Below are 21,491 nucleotides of genomic sequence, written 5' to 3' on the forward strand. Positions count from 1 at the left end.
TTTTTTGCTTATATTAAAACTGATTCTCATTATGCTGTTAATCGGATTAACGGCCATCTTTGTCGCTGCGGAATTTGCGATTGTCAAAATCCGCGGTTCAAAAATCGCGGAGCTGGTTGAAACCGGAGACAGCCGGGCGCTCGCGGCGCACAGGGTGATTTCAAATCTCGATGAATATTTATCAGCGTGCCAGCTCGGCATTACGATTACGGCGCTCGGACTCGGCTGGCTCGGTGAACCGACGATTCAGCGGCTTCTTCATCCTGTTTTCAGCTTGATCGGAATGCCGTCATCTATTACGCACGTCGTCACGTTTATTGCGGCGTTTATCGCCGTCACGTATCTGCACGTCGTCATCGGAGAGCTTGCGCCGAAAACGATATCCATTCAAAAAGCCGAAGCCGTCAGTCTGTGGACGGCGAAACCGCTCATTCTGTTTTATAAAGTGATGTATCCGTTTATTAAGCTGTTAAACGGCTCAGCCGGATTTTTGGTCAAGCTGTTCGGTTTTCATTCGGTGAAAGAACATGAGGTCGTGGTCAGTGAAGAGGAATTGCGGCTGATTTTGTCCGAAAGCTATAAAAAAGGTCAAATCAATCAATCCGAATTCCGTTACGTCAATAAAATATTTGAATTCGATAACCGGGTCGCCAGAGAAATCATGGTGCCGCGCACCGAAATCGCCGCCATCTCGCTTGAACAGTCAGTTGATGAAGCCATACATTTGATCATCAACGAACGGTATACGCGATATCCGGTTATTAAGGAAGACAAAGATCACATTCTCGGCATTATTAACAATAAGGATTTATTTAAAGCGTATTTTCTCGGCCGCTCCATTGAATTAAAAGAAATTATGCGTCCGGTCATCAGAGTCATTGAAAGCATCCCCGTTCAGGAGCTTTTGATCCGCATGCAGAAGGAGCGGATTCATATGGCGATTCTCGTTGACGAATACGGCGGCACGGCGGGACTTGTGACCGTCGAAGACATATTGGAGGAAATCGTCGGGGAAATCCGTGATGAATATGACCAGGATGAAATGCCCCACATCGTCAAAAAAGGCGAACACCATTATGTGATGGACGGCAAGGCGCTCATAGAAGAGGTGAATGATCTCCTTGATATCGCCATCGAAAATGAAGACATTGACACGATTGCCGGCTGGCTCTTAACACAAAAAATGGAGCTGAAAAATGGTGATGTGTTTCATGCCGAAGGGTGTGAATTTAAGGTGCTGGAAGCGGAAGACCATCATATCCGCTTCGTTGAAATTAAAAAAACTGATTTCTGAGCCTCCTGCTTTTGCAATGAGGCTTTTTTTTTGGAAAAAATGCTTCTTCGTCCCGCTCCTTCATATGATGTAAAGAAAGGAGTGTCGGTATGAAAACGGATTGGTGGAAAACGGCGGCCGTCTATCAAATTTATCCCCGAAGCTTTATGGATTCGAACGGGGACGGAATCGGCGACATGAACGGCATCAGAGCAAAGCTTCATTACATAAAAGAGTTGGGGGCGGATGTGATCTGGCTTTGTCCCGTTTTTGACTCGCCGGGCGCGGACAACGGCTACGATATTCGGAATTATAAACAAATTGCAGGCGAATTCGGGACGATGGAGGATTTTGACCGGCTCCTTGCGGATGTCCATTCGCTCGGCATGAAGCTGATTATAGACCTCGTCATCAACCATACAAGCGATGAGCACCCTTGGTTTATCGAATCACGCTCAGCGAAAGATTCCGAAAAACGGGACTGGTACATCTGGAGAGACGGAAAAAACGGCAAAGAGCCGAACAATTGGGAAAGCATTTTCGGCGGATCGGCGTGGGAATATGATCAAGAGACCGGCCAGTATTACCTGCACCTGTTTGACAAAAAACAGCCTGATTTAAATTGGGAAAACGAAGTGATGAGGCAGTCCGTTTATGAGATGGTCCGCTGGTGGCTTGATAAAGGCATAGACGGCTTCCGGGTGGATGCCATTTCTCACATTAAGAAAAAAGAAGGGCTCCCTGACATGCCGAATCCGGACGGTCTCCCATACGTCCCGTCTTTCCCGTATCATATGAATGGGGAAGGCATAATGGATCTCTTGAAAGAGCTGAAACGGGAAACATTTTCGCGCTATCCGATCATGACGGTCGGCGAGGCGAACGGAGTGGCGGCTTGGGAGGCGGCTGATTGGGCCGGTGAAGAAAACGGCGTCTTTCAAATGATTTTTCAATTTGAACATCTCGGCCTCTGGGATACGGAAGATGATCAAAGCATTTCCATTCCGGCGCTTAAGCGCGTCTTGTCCGGCTGGCAGAACAGTCTTGAAGGAAAGGGCTGGAACGCGTTGTTTATGGAGAACCACGATCAGCCCCGTTCCGTCTCGGTATGGGGTGACGAACGGTTTTTGAAAGAAAGCCCCAAGGCACTCGCCGCGATGTATATGCTGATGAAAGGCACGCCGTTTATTTACCAGGGGCAGGAGCTCGGAATGACCAATGTTTCGTTCCCATCCATTGAAGATTATGATGACGCCGCAATGAAATATCTGTATGAAAAAGAGACGTCCCGCGGCGTTCCGCATGAAAAAGTGATGAAGATCATCTGGAAGAAGGGCCGGGATAATTCACGGACACCGATGCAATGGAGCGGTGAGGCGAACGGCGGGTTTTCTGATGCTTCTCCTTGGCTCGGAGTGAATCCGAACCACACATGGCTGAATGCTGCATCACAAATGCAGGATGAAACATCCGTATACCATTTCTACAAACGGCTGCTCGCCCTCAGAAAAGAACACGGCGTATTGATCAGCGGCACATATGAATTGCTGCTTCCGAATGACCGGCAGATTTATGCCTATCTAAGAAAAAACGGAACAAAAACCGCCCTGATCATCACAAATCTGTCCCGAACCCCCACTTTATACAGGCATCCCGGTTATCCGCTTGACTCCGATTCTCTCGTGCTTGCAAACGCGGAGACAGAAGCGCACCGCCATGTGACATCCTTTCTTTTAAAGCCTTATGAGGCCCGCGTATATATATGGTGAAAAACTTCAGTCCCGAGGCTGAAGTTTTTTGTGATCTGCGTTTATCATCGCGATCCGACAGGAAAAGACAAATACAGAAACGAATATGGGAAAGGAAGAGAAAAAGAAAGGAGGCATTCATATGCTGAAAAAATTGCAGATTCAAACAAACAGACGGGATGAAATGATCGACATCACACATGAAGCTGAAGCGTTTCTCCGCAAAACAGGCGTGAAAAACGGTTTGGCGCTCATATACTGTCCCCATACAACCGCCGGCATTACCATAAATGAAAATGCCGATCCGGATGTGAAGAGGGATATGCTCAGAAGGTTTGATGAAATGTATCCGTGGGAGCACGAACTGGACCGGCATATGGAGGGAAATACGGCGGCACATATGAAAGCGAGTACAACCGGCGCCTCCCAGCATGTCATCATAGAAGACGGGCGCCTGATACTCGGAACATGGCAGGGCGTTTATTTTTGCGAATTTGACGGTCCGCGAAACAGAACCTGTTATATCAAAATACAGGCTGAAACGGAGGAAAACACAAATGAGTGAGTGGATGAGTGCATTATCATTAACAAAGCCCGTCATTCAGGCGCCGATGGCCGGCGGGCTGGTCACGCCGCGTCTGGCTTCGGCGGTATCAAATGAAGGGGCGCTCGGAAGCCTCGCTTCAGGATACGTCAGCCCGCAAGCGCTTGAAAAACAGCTTATCGAGATGAAAGACCTGACGGACCGCTCCTTTCAAGTAAATCTTTTCGTCCCGGAAGAAAGGCAGATGCCTGAGGCGGAACTGGTTGAAAAATGGAAAGCCCGCATCCCGAGGGCAAAAGACGCCAAGCCGTTCTCTGATCTGAAAGAAGAATGGAATGATTTCGAGGAAAAAGCGGAGCTTCTGATCCGTTACGGAGTCAAAGCGTGTTCATTCACCTTCGGCCTGCCGCCGGAAGAAACGGCGGAAAAGCTGAAGAAAAGCGGTTGTTTCCTTTTCGGCACGGCGACAACGCCGGAGGAAGCGAAGGCTTTTGAAGAACGGGGGATGGACGCCGTTATCCTTCAGGGAATAGAAGCCGGCGGGCATCGCGGGTCGTTTCTGCCGGTTAAAGGAGAACCGGCTCTCGGCCTTATGGCGCTGATTCCGCAGGCTAAAGACGCGCTGAATATCCCGGTCATTGCGGCAGGCGGCATTTTTGACCGCCGCGGCGTGCAGGCGGCCCGATGTTTGGGTGCGGACGGCGTTCAAGTAGGAACACCGTTTCTTCTTTGTGAAGAAAGCAGCGCCTCACCGGTATATCAAAAAGCCATTGCCGAATCAAAAGGAGCCGACACGCGGCTGACCACCCTGTTTTCGGGAAAACAGGCGCGGGGAATCGTGAATCAGTTCATGAAAACATATGAGGCTGACGAGGGAAATACGCTGCCTTATCCGCTGCATAATACGCTGACAAAGCCGATGCGCGGGCACGCGGCTCAATCAGGAGACGCGGAGTATATGTCTTTATGGGCCGGCCAGTCCGCCGCGAAACTTGAAGGGCCGACAGACGTGAAAACCGTTTTGGACGGATTGTGCGAATCATAATCCAGAAATCGTGAGGTGATGGATGATGAAGATTCTTCAAATGTCCTACAAAAAAAGAGGGACTATTGAGTTTGTCTTTGAAGATTTTCCGCATTCCAAAGTCACCATGGCGCCGATTAAAGGGTATTACTTTGTCCGCGCCATTAAATGGAGCCGACGGGACAGAGCCGTCACCCGACATGATTTAGAGAAGTTTGAATGGGCTGCAAACCAAGCGCTCGGCACGACGGCTTTTTACCGGAAAAGAAAAGCATTCCGCATCCCATCGTCAAAATGACAGACGATGGGATTGTTTTAATGCATGATCTGATAAAGCGCGGGTGCATCAAGCCTTGTTGCCTGGTTAAGCAGATAAGCCGGCTGCACGGCATTTTTTTTTCTTAAAGAATTCAATCTCTGGATGATTTGTTCAGCCGTCAGAATCCCGAGACCGTGGGCGAAATATTGATCATTCCCCATCACAATGACATTCTCTCCCCGCCACTGAGCCTTTGCAGGATTAAAATCAGGATTTTTAAAATATAAACAATCTCCCCGTAAAAAGTGGCTGCCGGTTTCCGTGTAGATCGGCAGATGCTCATAGTGCCAGTCATACAAAGTGATATCCCGGAAACGCCGGTTAAACCGTTCTTCACCGATTGTCTTTAAGACGGCCAGATAATAAATTACAACAATGGCGGTAGCGCATTCAAATGCGTAAAACGCCCCATTTTCAATAATGTCCCGAATCGCTTTTGAAGCGGGGATTCTGTACTTCAGCTCCAAGGCTCCTTCTGGCGTCACTCTCCAATAAGCCGTATTTCCGTATGTTTTGGCGAAAGTTGCAAATTTCACACCTGATCCGTGCAGTTCTCTTGCGGCTTCCACAATATGGCGGCGCAGCCGCACCTCGAACATCATTTCAGCAATCGACCCGTAATCGAATTGTACGGGAGAATTGAGCAGTTCATTTATATACGGAACAAGGCTTTCTTCCGTCTGCCAGTTCGCGATGTCCTGAGGCCGAAGCACTTGGCCGGATATGATAATCATCTGCGCGCCCCTTTCTCTTTTTTTATAAGATATGCAGGAAGCTTGGGCAATGAAAATCAAGTCATAAAAAAGGAGGAAATGTTAACAAAATGTGAAGACTGAGCCGATATATAAGGTATCACACTTGAGGGAGCAGCTTAATATGAAAAAATTCATTAATTGGTGCACAAAGGCATCGATTTCACGTAAATTAATCATTTCATTTATCGTGATCTTAATCATACCGATTCTCGTGTTAGAATTCAGTTCATACCATACGGCGAGCAATTCGCTGGATGATCAGATTTCAGGCAACGCGAAAAATAACATCGAATCTTTTAACACAACGATTACAAATGATATCGGCGCAAAAGCAAAGGCGATTGAATTTTTCAGTGAAACGTTAAAAGGGTCATCCTTCTCAAAGAAAAACATGTCTGCTCTTGAAGAAAAGTTTGGGCAATACACGTCTATTCATAAGGACGTAGCCCGCATTTACGGAGGAACGGAAGACGGCAGCTACGCACAGGCGCCGAAGGAGAATACTCCGGCCGATTACGATCCGAGAACACGCACTTGGTATAAAGACGCTGTGAAGGCCGGCGGCACGCTCGTTGTCACCGACCCTTACACTGCGGCAAGCGACGGCAGCATGGTCGTCACCGTGGCAAAGCAGATGCAGGACGGAACAGGCGTAGTGGCCATGGATATTACGATTGACCAGCTGCTGAAGCAGATGCAGGGAATCAAAATCGGGCAAAAAGGCTTCGTGTTTATCACGTCCAAAAATAAAACCTATGTCGCGCATAAAGACCACAAACCGGGCGATAAAGTTTCAACCCCGTGGCTGAATGAGGTATACAGCAAAGACAGCGGCATTATTTCATACAAGCTCGATGATCAAAATAAAAAAATGGCGTTTACGACAAATAAACTGACCGGATGGAAAATAGAAGGGAGCATGGAGCTCAACGAAATTAAAGACGCCTCACAACCGGTGCTGACGATGGGAATGATCGTCCTTGCAGCATCCATTATCATCGGGGGCATTTTAATTCTGTTGATTGTCAGATCCATTACGTCACCGCTGAAACGGCTTGTCCGCTCTTCTAAACAAATCAGCGGCGGAGACTTGACCGAAACCATTGATATCCGCTCGAAAGATGAATTGGGCGAACTCGGCGCGAGCTTTAATGAAATGGGAGAATCTCTGCGCGGACTGATCAGCGCGATCCAAAACTCTGTCGACAACGTGGCCGCGTCATCGGAAGAGCTGACCGCTTCAGCTTCGCAGACAAGCAAAGCGACGGAACATATTACAATGGCGATTGAGCAGTTTTCAAACGGAAACGAAGAGCAAAGCGAAAAAGTCGATTCAAGCTCAGCCAAGCTGAATCATATAAATGACGGACTCGCCGCCGTTTCCCGCACATCATCATCCATTACGGAAGCATCTAAACAATCGAAGGAAGCTGCCGGCACCGGGGAAGAATATGTGCAGCAAACAGTCGGGCAGATGAATCTCATCAATCAATCGGTCCAGCAGGCGGAAGCGGTTGTAAAAGGCCTTGAGGCCAAATCAAAAGACATCACTCATATTTTAAGAGTCATCAACGGCATTGCCGATCAGACAAACCTGCTTGCGTTAAATGCAGCCATTGAAGCGGCAAGAGCCGGTGAATACGGGCGGGGCTTCTCAGTGGTAGCCGAAGAAGTGCGCAAGCTTGCCGTCCAATCTGCCGGTTCTGCCAAAGAGATTGAAAAACTCATTCAGGAAATCACGGCTGAGATTAATACATCGCTTCACATGTTCACCTCCGTTAATGAAGAAGTTCAATCAGGACTTGCCGTAACGGACCGCACGAAAGAAAGCTTCCAGAATATCTTCGGCATGACAAACGATATCGCCGAGAAGCTTCAATCGATGAACGGCACGGTTGAACAGCTGTCAGACAGCTCCCAGCACGTTTCAGCCGCGGTGACGGATATTGCGGACGTATCTAGGGAAAGCGCAGCAAGCATTCAGGATATTGCCGCATCTGCAGAAGAACAGCTTGCATCAATGGAAGAAATCAGCACATCAGCCGATACTTTGGCGCAAATGGCCGAAGAACTGCGGGAATTAACGAAACAATTTAAAATCAACTAGTAAAAAAGGACGCTTTCCGGATGGAAGGCGTCCTTTTTTATACTGACAGCCGGATAATTAAATAAAAAGTCTTGCATACAAAGAGAGTACATAGAACTATTTTTCATTTATGACTTCATTTTCAATGTAATAAAAAGGGAGTCGGCCGATATAAACAGTAAATGATTGAAAGAGGTTTACAAAATTGAAAAAAACAGCAAAAAAAATCGCCAGAAAATCAATAGCCAAAAAACTTATCATTTCATTTTTACTGATCTTAATTATTCCGGTAGCAGTATTGGCTGCCGGCGCCTACCGTTCGGCGGCTTCATCCGTTGAAAAGCAAATGATGGAAAGCGCCGAAGGAAATGTGCAAATCTTAAACAATATGATTGATGACCGGATCGGAATGTTTACAAAAAGCTCAGCATATTTCAGCGAATGGGCGACAAGCGCTAAATTTAAAGAAAAAAACCAAACGGAAATGCAAGAAAGGTTCAAGCAGTTTATTGAAAGCAATGATAAAGCGTCCGCCGTATTTTCAAGCAGCAAGGAAGGAACGTTTACCCGTTATCCGCATGCCGATATGCCGGCCGATTTCAATCCGCTTGAAAGAAGCTGGTATCAGGAAGCCATGGAGAATAAAGGCCAAACCATCATCACAGACCCTTATGAGTCCATCTCAAACAAAAAGATGGTCGTCACCATGGCCCGCGCGGCGCAAGACGGATCAGGCGTCGTCGCCATTGATATAAAAATCGAAGATCTCATCACGATGACAAAAGAAGTGAACATCGGAAAAGAAGGATACGCCTTTATCCTCAGCAAAAATAAAAAAGCCGTTGCCTACAGTGATGAAAAAGCCGGCTCGGCGGTATCGGGAAAATGGGTTGATACATTATACAGCGGGCAAAAAGGCGTCTATGAATATACGCTGAACGGGAAAGCGAAAAAAATGGCGTACGTGACCAATGAAGCGACGGGCTGGAAGATCAGCGGAACCATGTCCGTGGATGAAATCAAAGATGCGGCAAGACCGGTTCTGACTCTGGCCGTTATCATATTGGCGATAGCCATTGCCGCAGGGATGATTTTCATTTATTTTGTCATCCGCTCAATTACCAAACCGTTAAAACATCTCGTAGCTTCAGCGGAAAAAATCAGCAGCGGAGATCTGACGGAAACCATTGATGTCAGCTCTCAAGATGAGCTCGGCGTGCTCGGTAAAAGTTTTAATCATATGACAGATTCACTCCGTTCGCTTATTCAAGGAATTCAGGACTCTGTTGAACATGTCGCTTCTTCCTCAGAGGAGCTGACGGCTTCGGCTGAGCAGACGAGCAAAGCAACGGAACATATCACCCTTGCGATTGAACAGTTTTCTAATGGAACGGAAGACCAAAGTGAGAGTATTGATAAAGCGACCGCCCAAGTGAATGAGATGAAAGACGGGCTCAGCGATCTGGCGGAAGCGGCAGCCGTGGTGACGGAAACTTCAATTGAATCGGCGGAGATATCCGGCACCGGTGAGCGGCTTGTCAAGAAAACAGCCGGCCAGATGGGCGCCATTGACCAATCCGTAAGCAAAGCGGAGCAAGTCGTACAAGGGCTTGAACTCAAATCGCAGGACATCAACAGCATTTTGCGCGTCATTAACGGCATTGCCGATCAAACGAATCTCCTTGCTTTAAATGCAGCCATTGAAGCGGCAAGAGCGGGAGAATACGGACGCGGTTTTTCAGTCGTTGCCGAAGAAGTGAGAAAGCTTGCCGTCCAATCCGCCGATTCAGCGAAAGAAATCGAATCCTTAATTCATGAAATCGTCAAAGAAATTCATACTTCGCTCGGAATGCTGGAATCCGTCAATCACGAGGTGAAAAGCGGACTTCAGTTAACGGACGAAACGGAAAAAAGCTTCCGGGACATTTCCGTTAAAACAAATCAGATTGCCGGTGAACTGCAAAATATGAATGCAACCGTGGAACAGCTTTCTGCCGGATCTCAGGAAGTATCAAACGCTTCAGAGGATATCGCGGCCGTCTCCAGACAAAGCGCGGCCGGCATTCAGGACATCGCGGCTTCAGCTGAAGAGCAGCTTGCGTCCATGGAGGAAATCAGTTCCTCCGCCGTCACGCTGGAAAAAATGGCGGAAGAATTACGCGAACTGACAAAGCGTTTTAAGATAAACTCTTAATTGAGTCTAAAAGGCTAATTAACAATAGGTAAAAAGTATGTTTCGTTATATTTCTTCTTTTTGGGTGTGTATATTTACCTATAATTGCCGATATGAAGGGTAAACACACAAGAGGAGTTATAGCAGATGAAAAAAATTGTGCAAATCATCAAGCAGAGATCGCTTACAAGAAAACTGCTCATTTCTTTTTTGGCCATTCTCATTCTTCCTATTTCAACGCTGGCTTTTATCGCCTATCAATCGGCGGTAAGCACGCTTGACAGGCAGATGATGGAAAGCGCATTAGATAATGTGCAGCAGATTAACGATATGATCAACACAAGCATCAGCCAAAAGGAAGACGGAACGGCATATTTCAGCGATTGGCTCACAAAGGATCGGTACAAGCCGAAAAACCAATCGCAAATTACCGATAAATTCACAGAGTACATGAAGATCAATAAAGACGTGGAATCCATTTTTACGAGTGACACGGAAGGACATTTCACACGGTATCCGGATCTGCAGATGCCTAAAGGATATAATCCGATTGAAAGAGACTGGTATAAAAAGGCCGTGGAAAATAAGGGGAAAGTTGTTGTAACAGATCCTTACCGCACGGCTTCCACCAATACGATGGTCGTGACGGTCGTTCAGCAGACGAAAGACGGCTCAGGAGTCGTCGCCATCAATATGAAAATCGATGAGCTTCTGAAAACGACAAAGAAAGTGAACATCGGAAAATCCGGCTACGCTTTTATCCTGACGAAAGACAAAAAAGTGGTCGCCCACCCGAACCGCACATCAGGCACAGTATTAAACGGGGAGTGGGCCGAACGGCTGTTCACCAGCAAAAAAGGTGATTTTCAATACAAATACGACGGCCAGGAAAAGAAAATGGTTTATGATACGAACAAGCTGACAGGCTGGAAGATTACCGGAACGATGTATCTGGACGAAATTCATGAAGCGGCCCTGCCGATTCTTCATCTGTCCCTGCTCGTTCTCGTATTAGCGATTGTGATCGGAACCATCGTCATGGTGCTGATTATCCGTTCAATCACAAAACCGCTCAAGCAGCTTGTGACATCATCGAAACAGATCAGTGAAGGCGATTTAACAGAAACGATCGAGATCCAGTCAAAAGATGAATTAGGCGAGCTTGGCAAAAGCTTTAACAATATGGCCGCTTCGCTCAGGTCTCTCATCCATGCCATCCAGGATTCCGTGAATAACGTCGCATCTTCCTCAGAGGAGCTGACGGCTTCAGCGGAGCAGACAAGCAAGGCAACCGAACATATCACACTGGCGATCGAACAATTTTCTAACGGAAATGAAAGCCAAAGTGAAAATATTGAAAGCGCGGCGGAACATATTTACCAAATGAACAGCGGGCTTGAAGATATGGCGAAAGCATCTGCCGTCATTACCGAGTCCTCCGCCACATCAGCGGAAGTCGCCAATTCAGGCGGAAAGCTCGTTCACCAGACGGTCGGCCAAATGAACGTCATTGACCGGTCAGTGAAAGAAGCTGAACAAGTGGTGCGCGGACTTGAAACAAAATCAAAAGACATTACTAACATTCTCCGTGTCATTAACGGAATCGCTGATCAGACAAACCTTCTTGCGCTGAACGCGGCAATTGAAGCCGCGCGTGCGGGTGAATACGGCCGGGGCTTCTCAGTCGTCGCCGAAGAGGTCAGAAAACTTGCGGTCCAGTCTGCCGATTCAGCGAAAGAAATCGAAAGCTTAATTATAGAAATCGTCAACGAAATCAATACATCTCTCGGCATGTTCCAATCCGTCAACAAAGAGGTGGAGAGCGGACTGGATATTACGAATCAGACCGAAACGAGCTTCAAACGGATTTCTGAAATGACGAACCAGATCGCCGGAGAAATTCAAAATATGAATGCGACGGTAGAACAGCTGACAGCAGGCTCTCAGCAGATTTCAGGAGCTTCTGAGCAAATCGCGTCCATCGCAAAAGAAAGCTCCGCCAGCATTCAGGATATTGCGGCCTCCGCCGAAGAACAGCTGGCTTCAATGGAAGAAATCAGTTCGTCTTCGGAAACGTTATCCCAAATGGCGGAAGAATTACGTGATATGACGAAACGATTTAAAATAGATTAATAGGTCATAGAACACCCAAATGTGCTGTTTGGGTGTTTTTTTAGTTTTTTTAATAAATCTTTTGTCCTATCTGACGATATTAGATTTAGCTTTTCAAAGAAGGAGACTGAAAAAATGAAACAACTGATACATTGGATCAAACAGCCATCCATCAGCAAGCCGCTGATCGCGGCATTTTTAGCCGTATTGGTGCTTCCGGTCGGCATACTCGCCTACTTCAGCTACCAAACGGCGGGGAGTACATTAGAAAGCGAACTGACCCACAGCGCCCAGGGAAATGTCAGCGAACTGAACAGCGTGCTGGAAAACATGCTCGAAGGCAAGCTCAAAGCGATTGACTACTACAGCGAATCAATCACTAAGGAAAAACTGAACACAAAAAATAAATCGATACTGCTCGACAATATGAAGCAGTATGTCACCGTAAATGACGATGTCGCGTCAATTTACGCCGCGTCTCGCGACAAAGCGTTCGTGAAATATCCGTCCGCTGATATGCCGTCCGATTATAATCCGCTCACGCGCGAGTGGTATACAAAAGCGGTTGAAAAAAGCGGACAGCCGGTGTTTACCGAGCCTTATAAAGACGCTGCAACCGGACAGACGGTCGTTACGATTGCCCAGCAGACAAAAGACGGATCAGGCGTTGTGGCGCTTGATATTAATCTGGGCGACCTGCTGAACGCTTCCGAACGCGTCCAGATCGGTCATAAAGGATTTGCCTTCATTACAACGGGAGATAAAAAATACATCGCCCATCCGACTATAAAAGCGGGAACGGAAGGCTCCGGAGAGTGGACGAAAGAAGTGTTTTCCAAATCAAGCGGATCGTTTGAATACATGTTTGAAGGACAGCAGAAGAAAATGGCCTTCACGACAAACAAACTGACGGGCTGGAAAATCGCCGGCACATTTTTTGTCAGTGAGATCCATGACGCAGCCTCGCCTGTCATGAAAATGGCGCTGATCATCCTGGCGGTTTCTCTTATCGTCGGCGGGGTTTTAATCTTTTTTATCATTCGCTCGATTGCAAAACCGCTCAAAAAACTTGTTTCGACATCAGCTAAAATCAGTGACGGCGATTTAACGGAAGTCATTGACATCAAGTCAAAAAATGAATTCGGGCAGCTCAGCCAAAGCTTCAATGAGATGTCGGCATCACTCCGGTCTGTCATCGGCGTCATTCAATCATCCGTCGAACATGTCGCTTCTTCATCCGAAGAGCTGACGGCATCCGCCGGACAGACAAGCAAGGCGACAGAGCATATTACACTGGCGATTGAACAATTCTCAAACGGAAACGAATCACAAAGCGAGAAATTGGAAGAAAGTGCTGATCACCTTTCCCAAATGAATGCGGGCATTGCCGAGACGGCGAATGTATCGGCGGAAATCACTGAATCCGCCATCCAAACCTCTGAAACGGCCGGAAGCGGAGAAGAATTAGTGGCGAAAACGGTAGGCCAGATGAAAACAATTGATCGTTCCGTACAGCAGGCGGAAGCGGTCGTAAAAGGGCTGGAAACGAAGTCGCACGACATTAAGAGCATTCTGAACGTCATTAACGGCATTGCCGATCAAACAAATCTGCTTGCCTTAAACGCTGCCATTGAAGCGGCCAGAGCAGGCGAATACGGGCGGGGCTTCTCCGTCGTTGCGGAAGAAGTGAGAAAGCTTGCCGTACAATCAGCCGGCTCCGCGAAGGAAATCGAAACGCTGATTCAGGAAATCGTCAAAGAAATCGCCACATCGCTTTCCGTATTCCAAGCGGTGAATCAAGATGTGAAGGAAGGCCTCGATATTACGGATCAAACGGCCGAAAGCTTCAAAAAAATCTCAGAAATGACGACTCAGATTTCAGGCGCCTTGCAGCATATGAACGGAACGCTTGAGAAGCTTGCAGCCGGGTCGCAAAATGTGACAAACGCGGTGGAGGACATTACCTCAGTCGCCAAAGAAGGGTCCGCCGGCATTCAAGACATCGCCGCCTCAGCTGAAGAGCAGCTGGCCTCCATGGAAGAAATCAGTTCATCCGCCGAAACGCTTGCGCATATGGCTGAAGAACTGCAACAGGTCACACGGAAATTTACGATTCAGTCTGAAGACGAAGAACAGCTGTAGCGAGCTGTTTCTTTTCCTCATCTGAAAAAAGCGATACACTAATATAAAAGAAGGGAGTGACAGTGATGAGATTAGAAGGCAAAAAAGTCATAGCGCTTGTCAGTGACGATTTTGAAGACCTAGAGCTTTGGTATCCCGTCTACCGGCTGAGAGAGGAAGGCGCGATCGTTCATTTAATAGGAGAAGAAGCGGGCCGTCCATACAAAGGAAAATACGGGGTGCCCGCGACGGCGGATTACGATTTTAAGAGCCTGATTATTCAGGAGTATGATGCCGTGCTCGTGCCTGGCGGCTGGGCTCCTGACAAACTGCGAAGATATCCCGAAGTTTTGGACATCATCCGTACGATGAACGAGCAGAAAAAGCCGATCGGCCAGATCTGCCATGCGGGCTGGGTGCTTATATCTGCCGGAATTCTCGCAGGAAAAAAAGTAACGAGCACGCCCGGCATCAAAGACGACATGACAAATGCAGGGGCACAGTGGCTGGATGAAGCTGTCGTAACTGACGGCCACATTGTATCAAGCCGCCGCCCGCCCGACCTTCCGCAGTACGCAAAAGCGTTTGCTGACCTGTTAGCGTCCAAATAAAAAACATCCGCCCGAATCCGGGCGGATGTTTTTAGTTTTGATCGGCGGGAAAGACGATTCCGATTTGTTTTCTCGCTTCTTCCATAATGCTCGCCGTAATGAAAGAACGTTCAAATGTATTTTCGGAAGACTCCCGCTGTCCGTTTCGAAGAAGATTGATGAATTCAGCCGTTTCGTAGTACATCGAAGGTTTCAGATCAGGGACTGAAATGTCTTCCGTCCGGCCGTCACGATAGCGGATTTCCGCCCGTTCCGGTCCGTGAATGCTGTCCAGAACGATCGTGCCGTCTTCACCCTGAATTTCCGCCGGGGCAAACGAATTTGAGATTTTCGAATGCATCAGCACCGCTTCAAATCCGTCGTATGACAGAATGACCGTGCCTTCGCCGTCAACGCCGGATGCTAGTTTATGACCGGTCGCAATGACGTTTTTCGGTTTGCCGAACAGGACGACGGCCGGATAAATGCAGTACACGCCGATGTCCATTAACGAACCGTTCGATAATTCAGGCTTAAACGCGTTAAGCACCGTACCGTTTTTATATGCATCATATCGTGATGAATATTGGCAGTAGCTTGCCGTGAATCTCCTGACGGGTCCGATTTTATGTAAGTGGTGTTGAAGCATGCTGAAGTTCGGCAGGAACGTCGTTTTCATGGCTTCCATCAAGAGAACGCCGTTCGTTTTGGCTGCGTGAATCATTTCATCCGTTTCCCTTGCGTTAGACGCAAACGGTTTTTCGCACAGTACGTGCTTGCCGTGTTCCATAAAAAGGACCGCCTGCTCTTTGTGAAATGCATTCGGGCTGGCGAGATACACCGCGTCATAGGCTTTGCTTTCCGCCATTTCTTTCAGGCTGGTGAAATAATGAGCAGCGCCGTGTTTGCCGGCGAATTCCGCCGCACGTTCCTCAGTTCTGGAATAAACCGCCGTTAATTGAAAATCATCAATAGCAGAAGCCGCCTCCAGAAATCGTTCTGTAATCCAATTCGTTCCGACTGTTGCAAATCGAATCATTGCTATCGCTCCTTCTATGTATTGGCTTACATTATAGCTTTTTTTCTGAGAAACATAAATGGAAAAAAGGCTGGCAGCTAAAGGGATAGGAAAAATTCCCATAGAGACCGGTTATTATTTTTCATTACAGGAACGATAGTGTACAATTTAAGTAAAATACATATGATGGAGGAACAATAGTGGAAACATTGCAAACATGGGGCGGCAGATTTAAACAGTTTTTCTTAGACAATAAATTTGTCTTGTTTTTGCTTGTATTGCTGCTCATCGGTCTCAATATCCTTGTCTTTATGAAGACATCATTTATTTTCACACCTATTATCGTCCTGCTCAAAACGATTGCGCTCCCCGTCATTTTGACAGGAATTGTTTATTATCTGCTTAATCCGATCGTAGATATATTGGAAAAAATAAGAGTGAAAAGAGTCTATTCCATCCTGCTCCTTTACCTCATTATTATAGGGCTGATTTCGATTACGGTCGTTTCAATTATTCCGTTTTTAAAGGAACAGATCATGAGTCTGATCGACAATCTGCCGAAATATGTGGATATTGTTGAAGATCAGACGAAAAGCCTGATCGGAAGCGATTTTGTAAATCAGGCGCAAAAGACGATGAATATCAACATTTCCGATCTTGCTAATAAAGTATCTGCGCAGGCGGCGACAATTGCAAACAGCACATTTACCGGAGTCGGGAATTTTATCGGCGCGCTGACGGAAGTGATTATTTCGATTGTAACCGTGCCGTTTATTCTGTTCTATTTGCTGAAAGACGGCAAAAAACTGCCAATCTATATCTTAAAGTTTGTGCCCACCCGTCTGAAAGAACAAACGTATACGATGCTTAGTGAAATGAACCACAGATTAAGCTCCTATATCAGAGGACAGGTCATCGTCAGCTTCTGCATCGGGTTTTTATTATTTATCGGCTATCTGATTATCGGACTTGATTATGCGTCCCTGCTTGCGGTCATTGCCGCTTGTACGAGCGTTGTTCCGTATTTAGGGCCGACCATTGCCATCACGCCGGCGATTATTATCGCGTTGGTCACTTCGCCCCTTATGCTGCTGAAGCTTGCGATTGTATGGACCGTTGTCCAGCTCGTGGAAGGGAAATTAATTTCGCCGCAGATCATGGGGAAAAATCTTCACATTCACCCGATTACCATCATCTTTGTTCTTTTAACCGCCGGAAAGCTGTTCGGGGTTGTCGGCATTATTTTAGCCATCCCGGGGTATGCGGTCATCAAAGTGGTCACGACCCATCTGTTTGATTGGTTCAAAATGCGTTCGCATTTATATGAAGAAGAAAAAAATGATGCTGTATCGAAGTCATAAAATCGGAGCGGACATGATAGTTATTATAAGACAGGCTTTCCTTCAGAGGAGAGCTTCTCTTTTGTAAATGATGAATGAAGGGAAGAATGGGATGACACTATGGGAGATGTTCACAGCAGCCGTTTTGGGAATCGTGGAAGGGCTGACGGAGTACGCGCCGGTTTCTTCCACGGGACATATGATCATAGCGGATGACATCTGGCTGAAATCCGGAAGCCTGATGAATCCGGAAGCCGCCAATTCCTTCAAAGTGGTGATTCAGCTCGGTTCGATTCTGGCGGTGGCCATTGTGTTTAAGGATCGGATATTACATTTACTCGGCCTCAAAAAAAACGTCACGCGCGATCAGCAGAAGGGATACAGGCTGACCATCGCGCAAATCGCCGTCGGTCTTGTTCCGGCGGCGGTGCTCGGCTTTTTATTTGAGGATTTCATTGACCGCTATTTATTCTCCGTCAGAACGGTCGCTTACGGATTAATTGCCGGAGCCGTGCTTATGCTTATAGCGGACTGGATCAATAAAAGGAAAGAAACGATCGATACGGTGGACAGAATCACCTACAAACAGGCTTTCTGTGTCGGATTATTCCAGTGTCTCGCTTTATGGCCCGGATTTTCCCGCTCAGGCTCAACGATTGCCGGAGGTGTCATTGTCGGCTTGAATCACCGGGCAGCCGCAGACTTCACATTTATTATGGCTATTCCGATTATGGCGGGCGCAAGCCTTCTGAAGCTGGTGAAATACTGGAGCAGTCTTTCTTATGACATGATTCCGTTTTTTCTTGTCGGCTTTATCTGCGCCTTTGTCGTCGCCCTCTTAGTCGTCAAGTTTTTTCTTCGGCTCATCAATCGGATTAAGCTTGTCCCGTTCGCCATTTACCGTGTCATCCTCGGCATCATTTTAATCATGCTCGTGCGATAAACGAAGAGGCCCCCGGAGGGTCTTCTTTTTATGTTCGAAAAACGTCTCAGGAAAATATGAGCAAACTGAATTTTCTGCTTGAAATTCAAAGAAGACTCGTCTATAATAAAACATGACGTTACAGCACGGGGCCATAGCTCAGCTGGGAGAGCGCTACGCTGGCAGCGTAGAGGTCAGGGGTTCGAGCCCCCTTGGCTCCATACCCGAATGAAACCGCGGTATATCAACGTTGGCTAAACGATGACTTACCCGGTGACTAAAACAGCGTAGCGCTTCCGATTCGGACAGCGTGGCGCACCGTTTTTCAATCGTCTTCCATACGAAATGGGAGGCGATTTTTTATGCATTCAGAAAATCGAAAAGGTAAGCGTGTAAAGGCCGGAAGGGCCTCGGTAAAGACAACGCGAAAAGGTACGTACGATCTCGAATACATATTCGATAGACTGTGCGATGCCAAACGCGCTGAGAATGTCGTTCAGGAAACGATCGATAAGTACATGCGTGCTTGTCGGTATTTGTCGGATTATGCTGAAGAGATCGGAGTGTCTGCGGACATACGTCATATTGACGTTGACTTTGCGCGCGGGTTCGTATCGTGGCTGATCAACGATAAAATAAAGTTCGACGGGCATAATTTCAAATTGGACGAGCATAAGACGCAGGGGTTATCCCCGCGGTCAGTTAACGACTATATTAAGACCATACGGACTTTCTTTCGTTTCGCGATTAAAGAGGCATATGCGGACGATAACCCATTCGAAGAGGTTACGTTAATAACGAACCCGGAGAGCCCTATAAATATCCTTTCACCTGACGAAATGCGGGCGATTCTTAATGCGATGGATCAGCGATCTTTCGTTGAATTTAGAGATTATGTTGCGTTGACCTGATAGCCGCTGTCCCGATTGCCACTTCAGCTACTTTCGCACTTGTTATGGTTGCATCTTGAATTATGGAAGATGTAACAGAGCCATCAATCAGCTGAGTATCATATGGGCTTAGAGCAAATTCTCTCCGGACGTCTCCTTCTCTTATTTGAATTTTTCTGATTGTGAATTCTGCTGTGTCAGATGCTCTGGTTGTCGTATCGCCAAGCCACAAACTACCGTTTGTAAGATAACGAGCTGAAAAGCGGCGGAAAAAAGAAGGCAACAGCCTCAAAGCCTAAAACTACTCAAAAATCAAAATTCAGCCTGCCTGCGGGTATTTTTAAAGTCACAAGCCCATTGACCCGAGGGGAAGGCCGTAAAACAGATTCAGACAGCGCTGGCGGCTCTTCATTATTAGCCCGATAAGACCGCAAAGAATTTCGGGATTAATGGCGCATATGGCGCGAAAACAGCAAACGCGGTAAAACGGTTCCAGTCCATGTACGGCCTGACTGCTGACGGAGTATATGGACCTAAAACAAAAGCTGAACTGGAAGCACTATTAAAGTGAAAATAGAGTTCTGTCTTTGTTTAATAGGGCGAACCTTTTTGATAAACAATTGATTTCCAAACGAATAAGGGAAGTGATTTTCTTATAATTCACTTATTTTCACCTAAACCCAACGTTGTGGACTCAAAATAAATGCTACCAGTTTTTGTATTAGTATTGTAATGAATCGCATAAATTAAAGAGAGTACTTACTTATTTTTACTCGGGTAATACAATGACAAAAATACTATTTAATGTATCTTATGAAAAATATGTATTTTAAGTAAAATTTTAATGTTATAATTTGTTTGGGCCAAATAACACTTGTAGATGCATCTACTAATAGGAGAAAATGATGCTAAAGAAAAAAGTTCTTGCTGGTTGCTTAGCCTTTACAATAATGCTTTCAGCTTCCCCACTAACCTCTTTTGCGGCAGAAAGAAGTTCTAATAAAGGTAATGAATTATTAACGTATGCCCAAGTTCAAAAAACTGAGTTGCAGACTATTGCTGAGTCTAAAAGCAAATCAGTTGGAAATACAAGCGGTGAATTTTCTGCACAGGGATGGAAGAAAGATGCGCTTGTTCTTGCTCTTAGATACGGCGGTGATTTTGCAGGGGATTTACTAAGTCTGTTAAGCAAGAAAAATGCAAGTTATGTTAAAAAGTATTCCAAAGAGCTGGCTGATTTCCTTGACAAAGTTTCCAGTGACATTGAGAAAAAGTTGGTTGATTTTATGATTTTTGATTTGGAGCTGCCGCAATCAGCTGCTCGTACTATTGCATGGGCGATTATGCAAGTTATTGGATGACGATAAAGGAGTGACTCCATGAGTTTAGAAAAAGAAGTAGAGCTTCTCAAGTACCAAAATTATTTATTAAAAACAATTATAAATGGTGATGATTATCCATTTTTTATGTTTGCTTTAGATCACAACTTAAATGAGAAGCAAGTCGAAGCAACTGTAGAGATTTTAAGCATCTTTTCTAATCGTCTTAATGGCGAAAAAGAGTCTCTCAATTTAAGAAAAAACTCTGCGGGTAAGAAGTTTGATGCGTTTGGCATTGCGGTTGAAGAAGTCTTTAAAAACGAAAAACCAACAAGAAAAGAATTTGAGAGTTATAAGGATAAAATCTTTTCTTCTGAAATTGAAACCAAATATTTATTAATGAGTCTTCAAAGACAGCATATTAAGCCAAATGTTTGTGAATTTTTACTGCAAGATAATTAATGAGAATTTTTGTCCCTCCGCAAATGCGGGGGGATTTTGCATTTAAACGATAAAAGTATCGGCCGTATGATGAATGAAAGTCCTTCTTATGACGAGAAGGGTTTTTTGTTTTTTAAGTCCATGTATGGCCTGCCTGCTGACGGCATTTACGGAACGAAAACGAAAGCGAAATTGGAGTCTTTACTTCACTAATTAAAAAGCCCTCTTTTTTAGAGGAGAGGGCTCTTTATAGTTTGCAATGCTTAAGTTGTATAAAGGAATAAAAAAATGTAAACGTTAAGGTACAAGGAGATGATATTATGAAAAAAATAATCATGATGATGATTTTATGTTTTTCGTTAAGCTCTATTACGGTAGCTGCTGCTAAACCAGAATACACAATGAACTCAAAAGTGTCTCAGGATGTATTTGATGTTTTTATGCAAGAACTTTTCTGTAAAGATATATTAGACAATATCCGTAAATTCTATAAGGATGAGACACTCTCTGTTACCACTAAAGGAGGCGTTAAATTATCCGAAGACAAAGAAGGCAGGTATATAATTAAGTTTATAATCATTCCTCATTCAAAACTTCCGGGTAAAAAAGGTAAGATTTCTGGAACCGATACATTGACTTTGAGAGTAGATCCCTTCCTTCTGGGTGCTCAATCAAAAGACAGAAATTCAGCGGTTACATTCCTTGATCTAAAGCATAACAACTCTACACGACAAAATTAAATAGAACAGGGCACATGAAAAAATGCCCTGTTTGACTTCTCGACATAAAGTCAATTATCAAATGTCCTCATTTTTT

At 45.9% G+C, this 21,491-nt stretch carries 18 protein-coding genes, 1 tRNA gene and 2 pseudogenes; 19 read left to right on the forward strand and 2 right to left on the reverse strand.

Translation table 11 applies throughout. From position 1 onward, the window contains the following. Window positions 1–4 precede the first annotated feature (4 nt). The 5 genes from OVA33_RS09435 to OVA33_RS09455 all read left to right on the forward strand — a co-directional run bounded on the left by OVA33_RS09435 (window position 5) and on the right by OVA33_RS09455 (window position 4,887). Window positions 5–1,294 (forward strand): hemolysin family protein, encoded by a 1,290-nt coding sequence (locus OVA33_RS09435; RefSeq protein WP_007408640.1) that lies wholly within the window; start codon window positions 5–7, stop codon window positions 1,292–1,294. Window positions 1,295–1,383: 89 nt separating this feature from the next. Further along, window positions 1,384–3,042, forward strand: a complete 1,659-nt coding sequence (locus OVA33_RS09440; protein WP_063637074.1) for a glycoside hydrolase family 13 protein — start codon at window positions 1,384–1,386, stop codon at window positions 3,040–3,042. A gap of 121 nt (window positions 3,043–3,163) precedes the next feature. Beyond that, window positions 3,164–3,586, forward strand: coding sequence for a secondary thiamine-phosphate synthase enzyme YjbQ (locus OVA33_RS09445; RefSeq protein ID WP_017419405.1), 423 nt, complete (start codon window positions 3,164–3,166; stop codon window positions 3,584–3,586). Next, on the forward strand, window positions 3,579–4,610 hold the full coding sequence (locus tag OVA33_RS09450; protein ID WP_021495351.1) for a nitronate monooxygenase: 1,032 nt from the start codon (window positions 3,579–3,581) through the stop codon (window positions 4,608–4,610). Before OVA33_RS09445 ends, OVA33_RS09450 begins: the two co-directional genes overlap by 8 nt. A 25-nt stretch (window positions 4,611–4,635) precedes the next feature. Continuing rightward, window positions 4,636–4,887 carry a hypothetical protein gene (locus OVA33_RS09455; RefSeq protein ID WP_014418736.1) on the forward strand — a complete coding sequence of 84 codons (252 nt, stop codon included), beginning with the start codon at window positions 4,636–4,638 and terminating at the stop codon, window positions 4,885–4,887. A 17-nt stretch (window positions 4,888–4,904) separates the two neighbouring features. Here OVA33_RS09455 and OVA33_RS09460 read toward each other — a convergent pair whose 3' ends face one another. Continuing rightward, entirely contained in the window at window positions 4,905–5,642 is a 738-nt protein-coding gene (locus tag OVA33_RS09460; RefSeq protein ID WP_025650349.1) for a protein-glutamine gamma-glutamyltransferase, read from the reverse strand. Between the two features lie 142 nt (window positions 5,643–5,784). Here OVA33_RS09460 and tlpB (OVA33_RS09465) point away from each other — a divergent pair, with 142 nt between their 5' ends. The 5 genes from tlpB (OVA33_RS09465) to OVA33_RS09485 all read left to right on the forward strand — a co-directional run bounded on the left by tlpB (OVA33_RS09465) (window position 5,785) and on the right by OVA33_RS09485 (window position 14,766). Further along, window positions 5,785–7,770, forward strand: coding sequence for a methyl-accepting chemotaxis protein (tlpB, locus tag OVA33_RS09465; protein WP_025650348.1), 1,986 nt, complete (start codon window positions 5,785–5,787; stop codon window positions 7,768–7,770). A 184-nt stretch (window positions 7,771–7,954) separates the two neighbouring features. Then, complete coding sequence (gene tlpB, locus OVA33_RS09470) at window positions 7,955–9,943, forward strand: methyl-accepting chemotaxis protein (RefSeq protein ID WP_017419400.1); 1,989 nt, start codon at window positions 7,955–7,957, stop codon at window positions 9,941–9,943. Window positions 9,944–10,069: 126 nt separating this feature from the next. Further along, window positions 10,070–12,055 carry a methyl-accepting chemotaxis protein gene (tlpB, locus tag OVA33_RS09475; RefSeq protein WP_017419399.1) on the forward strand — a complete coding sequence of 662 codons (1,986 nt, stop codon included), beginning with the start codon at window positions 10,070–10,072 and terminating at the stop codon, window positions 12,053–12,055. A gap of 114 nt (window positions 12,056–12,169) precedes the next feature. Continuing rightward, window positions 12,170–14,176, forward strand: coding sequence for a methyl-accepting chemotaxis protein (tlpB, locus tag OVA33_RS09480; RefSeq protein ID WP_025650347.1), 2,007 nt, complete (start codon window positions 12,170–12,172; stop codon window positions 14,174–14,176). Window positions 14,177–14,241: 65 nt separating this feature from the next. Further along, complete coding sequence (locus OVA33_RS09485; protein WP_017419397.1) at window positions 14,242–14,766, forward strand: type 1 glutamine amidotransferase domain-containing protein; 525 nt, start codon at window positions 14,242–14,244, stop codon at window positions 14,764–14,766. A 31-nt stretch (window positions 14,767–14,797) separates the two neighbouring features. Here the strand turns inward: OVA33_RS09485 and OVA33_RS09490 are convergent, their stop codons facing one another. Further along, window positions 14,798–15,784, reverse strand: a complete 987-nt coding sequence (locus OVA33_RS09490; protein WP_063637073.1) for a Gfo/Idh/MocA family protein — start codon at window positions 15,782–15,784, stop codon at window positions 14,798–14,800. Window positions 15,785–15,963: 179 nt separating this feature from the next. Between OVA33_RS09490 and OVA33_RS09495 the strand changes: the two genes are divergently transcribed. From OVA33_RS09495 to OVA33_RS09530, 9 genes and pseudogenes are all read left to right on the forward strand, one after another. Next, window positions 15,964–17,124 carry an AI-2E family transporter gene (locus tag OVA33_RS09495; protein WP_014305691.1) on the forward strand — a complete coding sequence of 387 codons (1,161 nt, stop codon included), beginning with the start codon at window positions 15,964–15,966 and terminating at the stop codon, window positions 17,122–17,124. 91 nt (window positions 17,125–17,215) lie between these two features. Further along, complete coding sequence (locus tag OVA33_RS09500) at window positions 17,216–18,046, forward strand: undecaprenyl-diphosphate phosphatase (RefSeq protein ID WP_007613337.1); 831 nt, start codon at window positions 17,216–17,218, stop codon at window positions 18,044–18,046. 127 nt (window positions 18,047–18,173) lie between these two features. Further along, window positions 18,174–18,246: transfer RNA gene (locus tag OVA33_RS09505), tRNA-Ala, on the forward strand. A 141-nt stretch (window positions 18,247–18,387) separates the two neighbouring features. Beyond that, window positions 18,388–18,936 (forward strand): tyrosine-type recombinase/integrase, encoded by a 549-nt coding sequence (locus OVA33_RS09510; protein ID WP_017419396.1) that lies wholly within the window; start codon window positions 18,388–18,390, stop codon window positions 18,934–18,936. 225 nt (window positions 18,937–19,161) lie between these two features. Continuing rightward, window positions 19,162–19,486, forward strand: a pseudogene (locus tag OVA33_RS09515) (peptidoglycan-binding domain-containing protein); the annotation flags it as partial. Between the two features lie 331 nt (window positions 19,487–19,817). Continuing rightward, window positions 19,818–20,276, forward strand: coding sequence for a hypothetical protein (locus OVA33_RS09520; RefSeq protein ID WP_224443207.1), 459 nt, complete (start codon window positions 19,818–19,820; stop codon window positions 20,274–20,276). Between the two features lie 18 nt (window positions 20,277–20,294). Further along, window positions 20,295–20,696, forward strand: coding sequence for a DUF1878 family protein (locus OVA33_RS09525; RefSeq protein WP_017419394.1), 402 nt, complete (start codon window positions 20,295–20,297; stop codon window positions 20,694–20,696). Between the two features lie 111 nt (window positions 20,697–20,807). After that, window positions 20,808–20,888: pseudogene (locus OVA33_RS20675) on the forward strand (peptidoglycan-binding domain-containing protein); the annotation flags it as partial. Window positions 20,889–20,995: 107 nt separating this feature from the next. After that, a complete protein-coding gene (locus OVA33_RS09530; protein WP_017419392.1) occupies window positions 20,996–21,415 on the forward strand; it encodes a hypothetical protein in 420 nt (139 codons plus the stop codon). The last annotated feature ends 76 nt before the right edge of the window (window positions 21,416–21,491 follow it).

The sequence above is a fragment of the Bacillus sp. KICET-1 genome (assembly GCF_027721405.1).
GTDB lineage: Bacteria > Bacillota > Bacilli > Bacillales > Bacillaceae > Bacillus > Bacillus velezensis.

What these genes read in the sequence shown, in the direction of transcription:
- tlpB (WP_025650348.1), top strand. Translation starts at nt 5,785, where the DNA reads ATGAAAAAATTCATTAATTGGTGCACAAAGGCATCGATTTCACGTAAA.
- tlpB (WP_025650347.1), top strand. Translation starts at nt 12,170, where the DNA reads ATGAAACAACTGATACATTGGATCAAACAGCCATCCATCAGCAAGCCG.
- OVA33_RS09500 (WP_007613337.1), top strand. Translation starts at nt 17,216, where the DNA reads ATGACACTATGGGAGATGTTCACAGCAGCCGTTTTGGGAATCGTGGAA.
- OVA33_RS09460 (WP_025650349.1), bottom strand. Translation starts at nt 5,642, where the DNA reads ATGATTATCATATCCGGCCAAGTGCTTCGGCCTCAGGACATCGCGAAC.
- OVA33_RS09485 (WP_017419397.1), top strand. Translation starts at nt 14,242, where the DNA reads ATGAGATTAGAAGGCAAAAAAGTCATAGCGCTTGTCAGTGACGATTTT.
- OVA33_RS09510 (WP_017419396.1), top strand. Translation starts at nt 18,388, where the DNA reads ATGCATTCAGAAAATCGAAAAGGTAAGCGTGTAAAGGCCGGAAGGGCC.
- OVA33_RS09490 (WP_063637073.1), bottom strand. Translation starts at nt 15,784, where the DNA reads ATGATTCGATTTGCAACAGTCGGAACGAATTGGATTACAGAACGATTT.
- OVA33_RS09530 (WP_017419392.1), top strand. Translation starts at nt 20,996, where the DNA reads ATGAAAAAAATAATCATGATGATGATTTTATGTTTTTCGTTAAGCTCT.
- tlpB (WP_017419399.1), top strand. Translation starts at nt 10,070, where the DNA reads ATGAAAAAAATTGTGCAAATCATCAAGCAGAGATCGCTTACAAGAAAA.
- OVA33_RS09445 (WP_017419405.1), top strand. Translation starts at nt 3,164, where the DNA reads ATGCTGAAAAAATTGCAGATTCAAACAAACAGACGGGATGAAATGATC.
- OVA33_RS09520 (WP_224443207.1), top strand. Translation starts at nt 19,818, where the DNA reads ATGATGCTAAAGAAAAAAGTTCTTGCTGGTTGCTTAGCCTTTACAATA.
- OVA33_RS09440 (WP_063637074.1), top strand. Translation starts at nt 1,384, where the DNA reads ATGAAAACGGATTGGTGGAAAACGGCGGCCGTCTATCAAATTTATCCC.
- OVA33_RS09450 (WP_021495351.1), top strand. Translation starts at nt 3,579, where the DNA reads ATGAGTGAGTGGATGAGTGCATTATCATTAACAAAGCCCGTCATTCAG.
- OVA33_RS09525 (WP_017419394.1), top strand. Translation starts at nt 20,295, where the DNA reads ATGAGTTTAGAAAAAGAAGTAGAGCTTCTCAAGTACCAAAATTATTTA.
- OVA33_RS09455 (WP_014418736.1), top strand. Translation starts at nt 4,636, where the DNA reads ATGAAGATTCTTCAAATGTCCTACAAAAAAAGAGGGACTATTGAGTTT.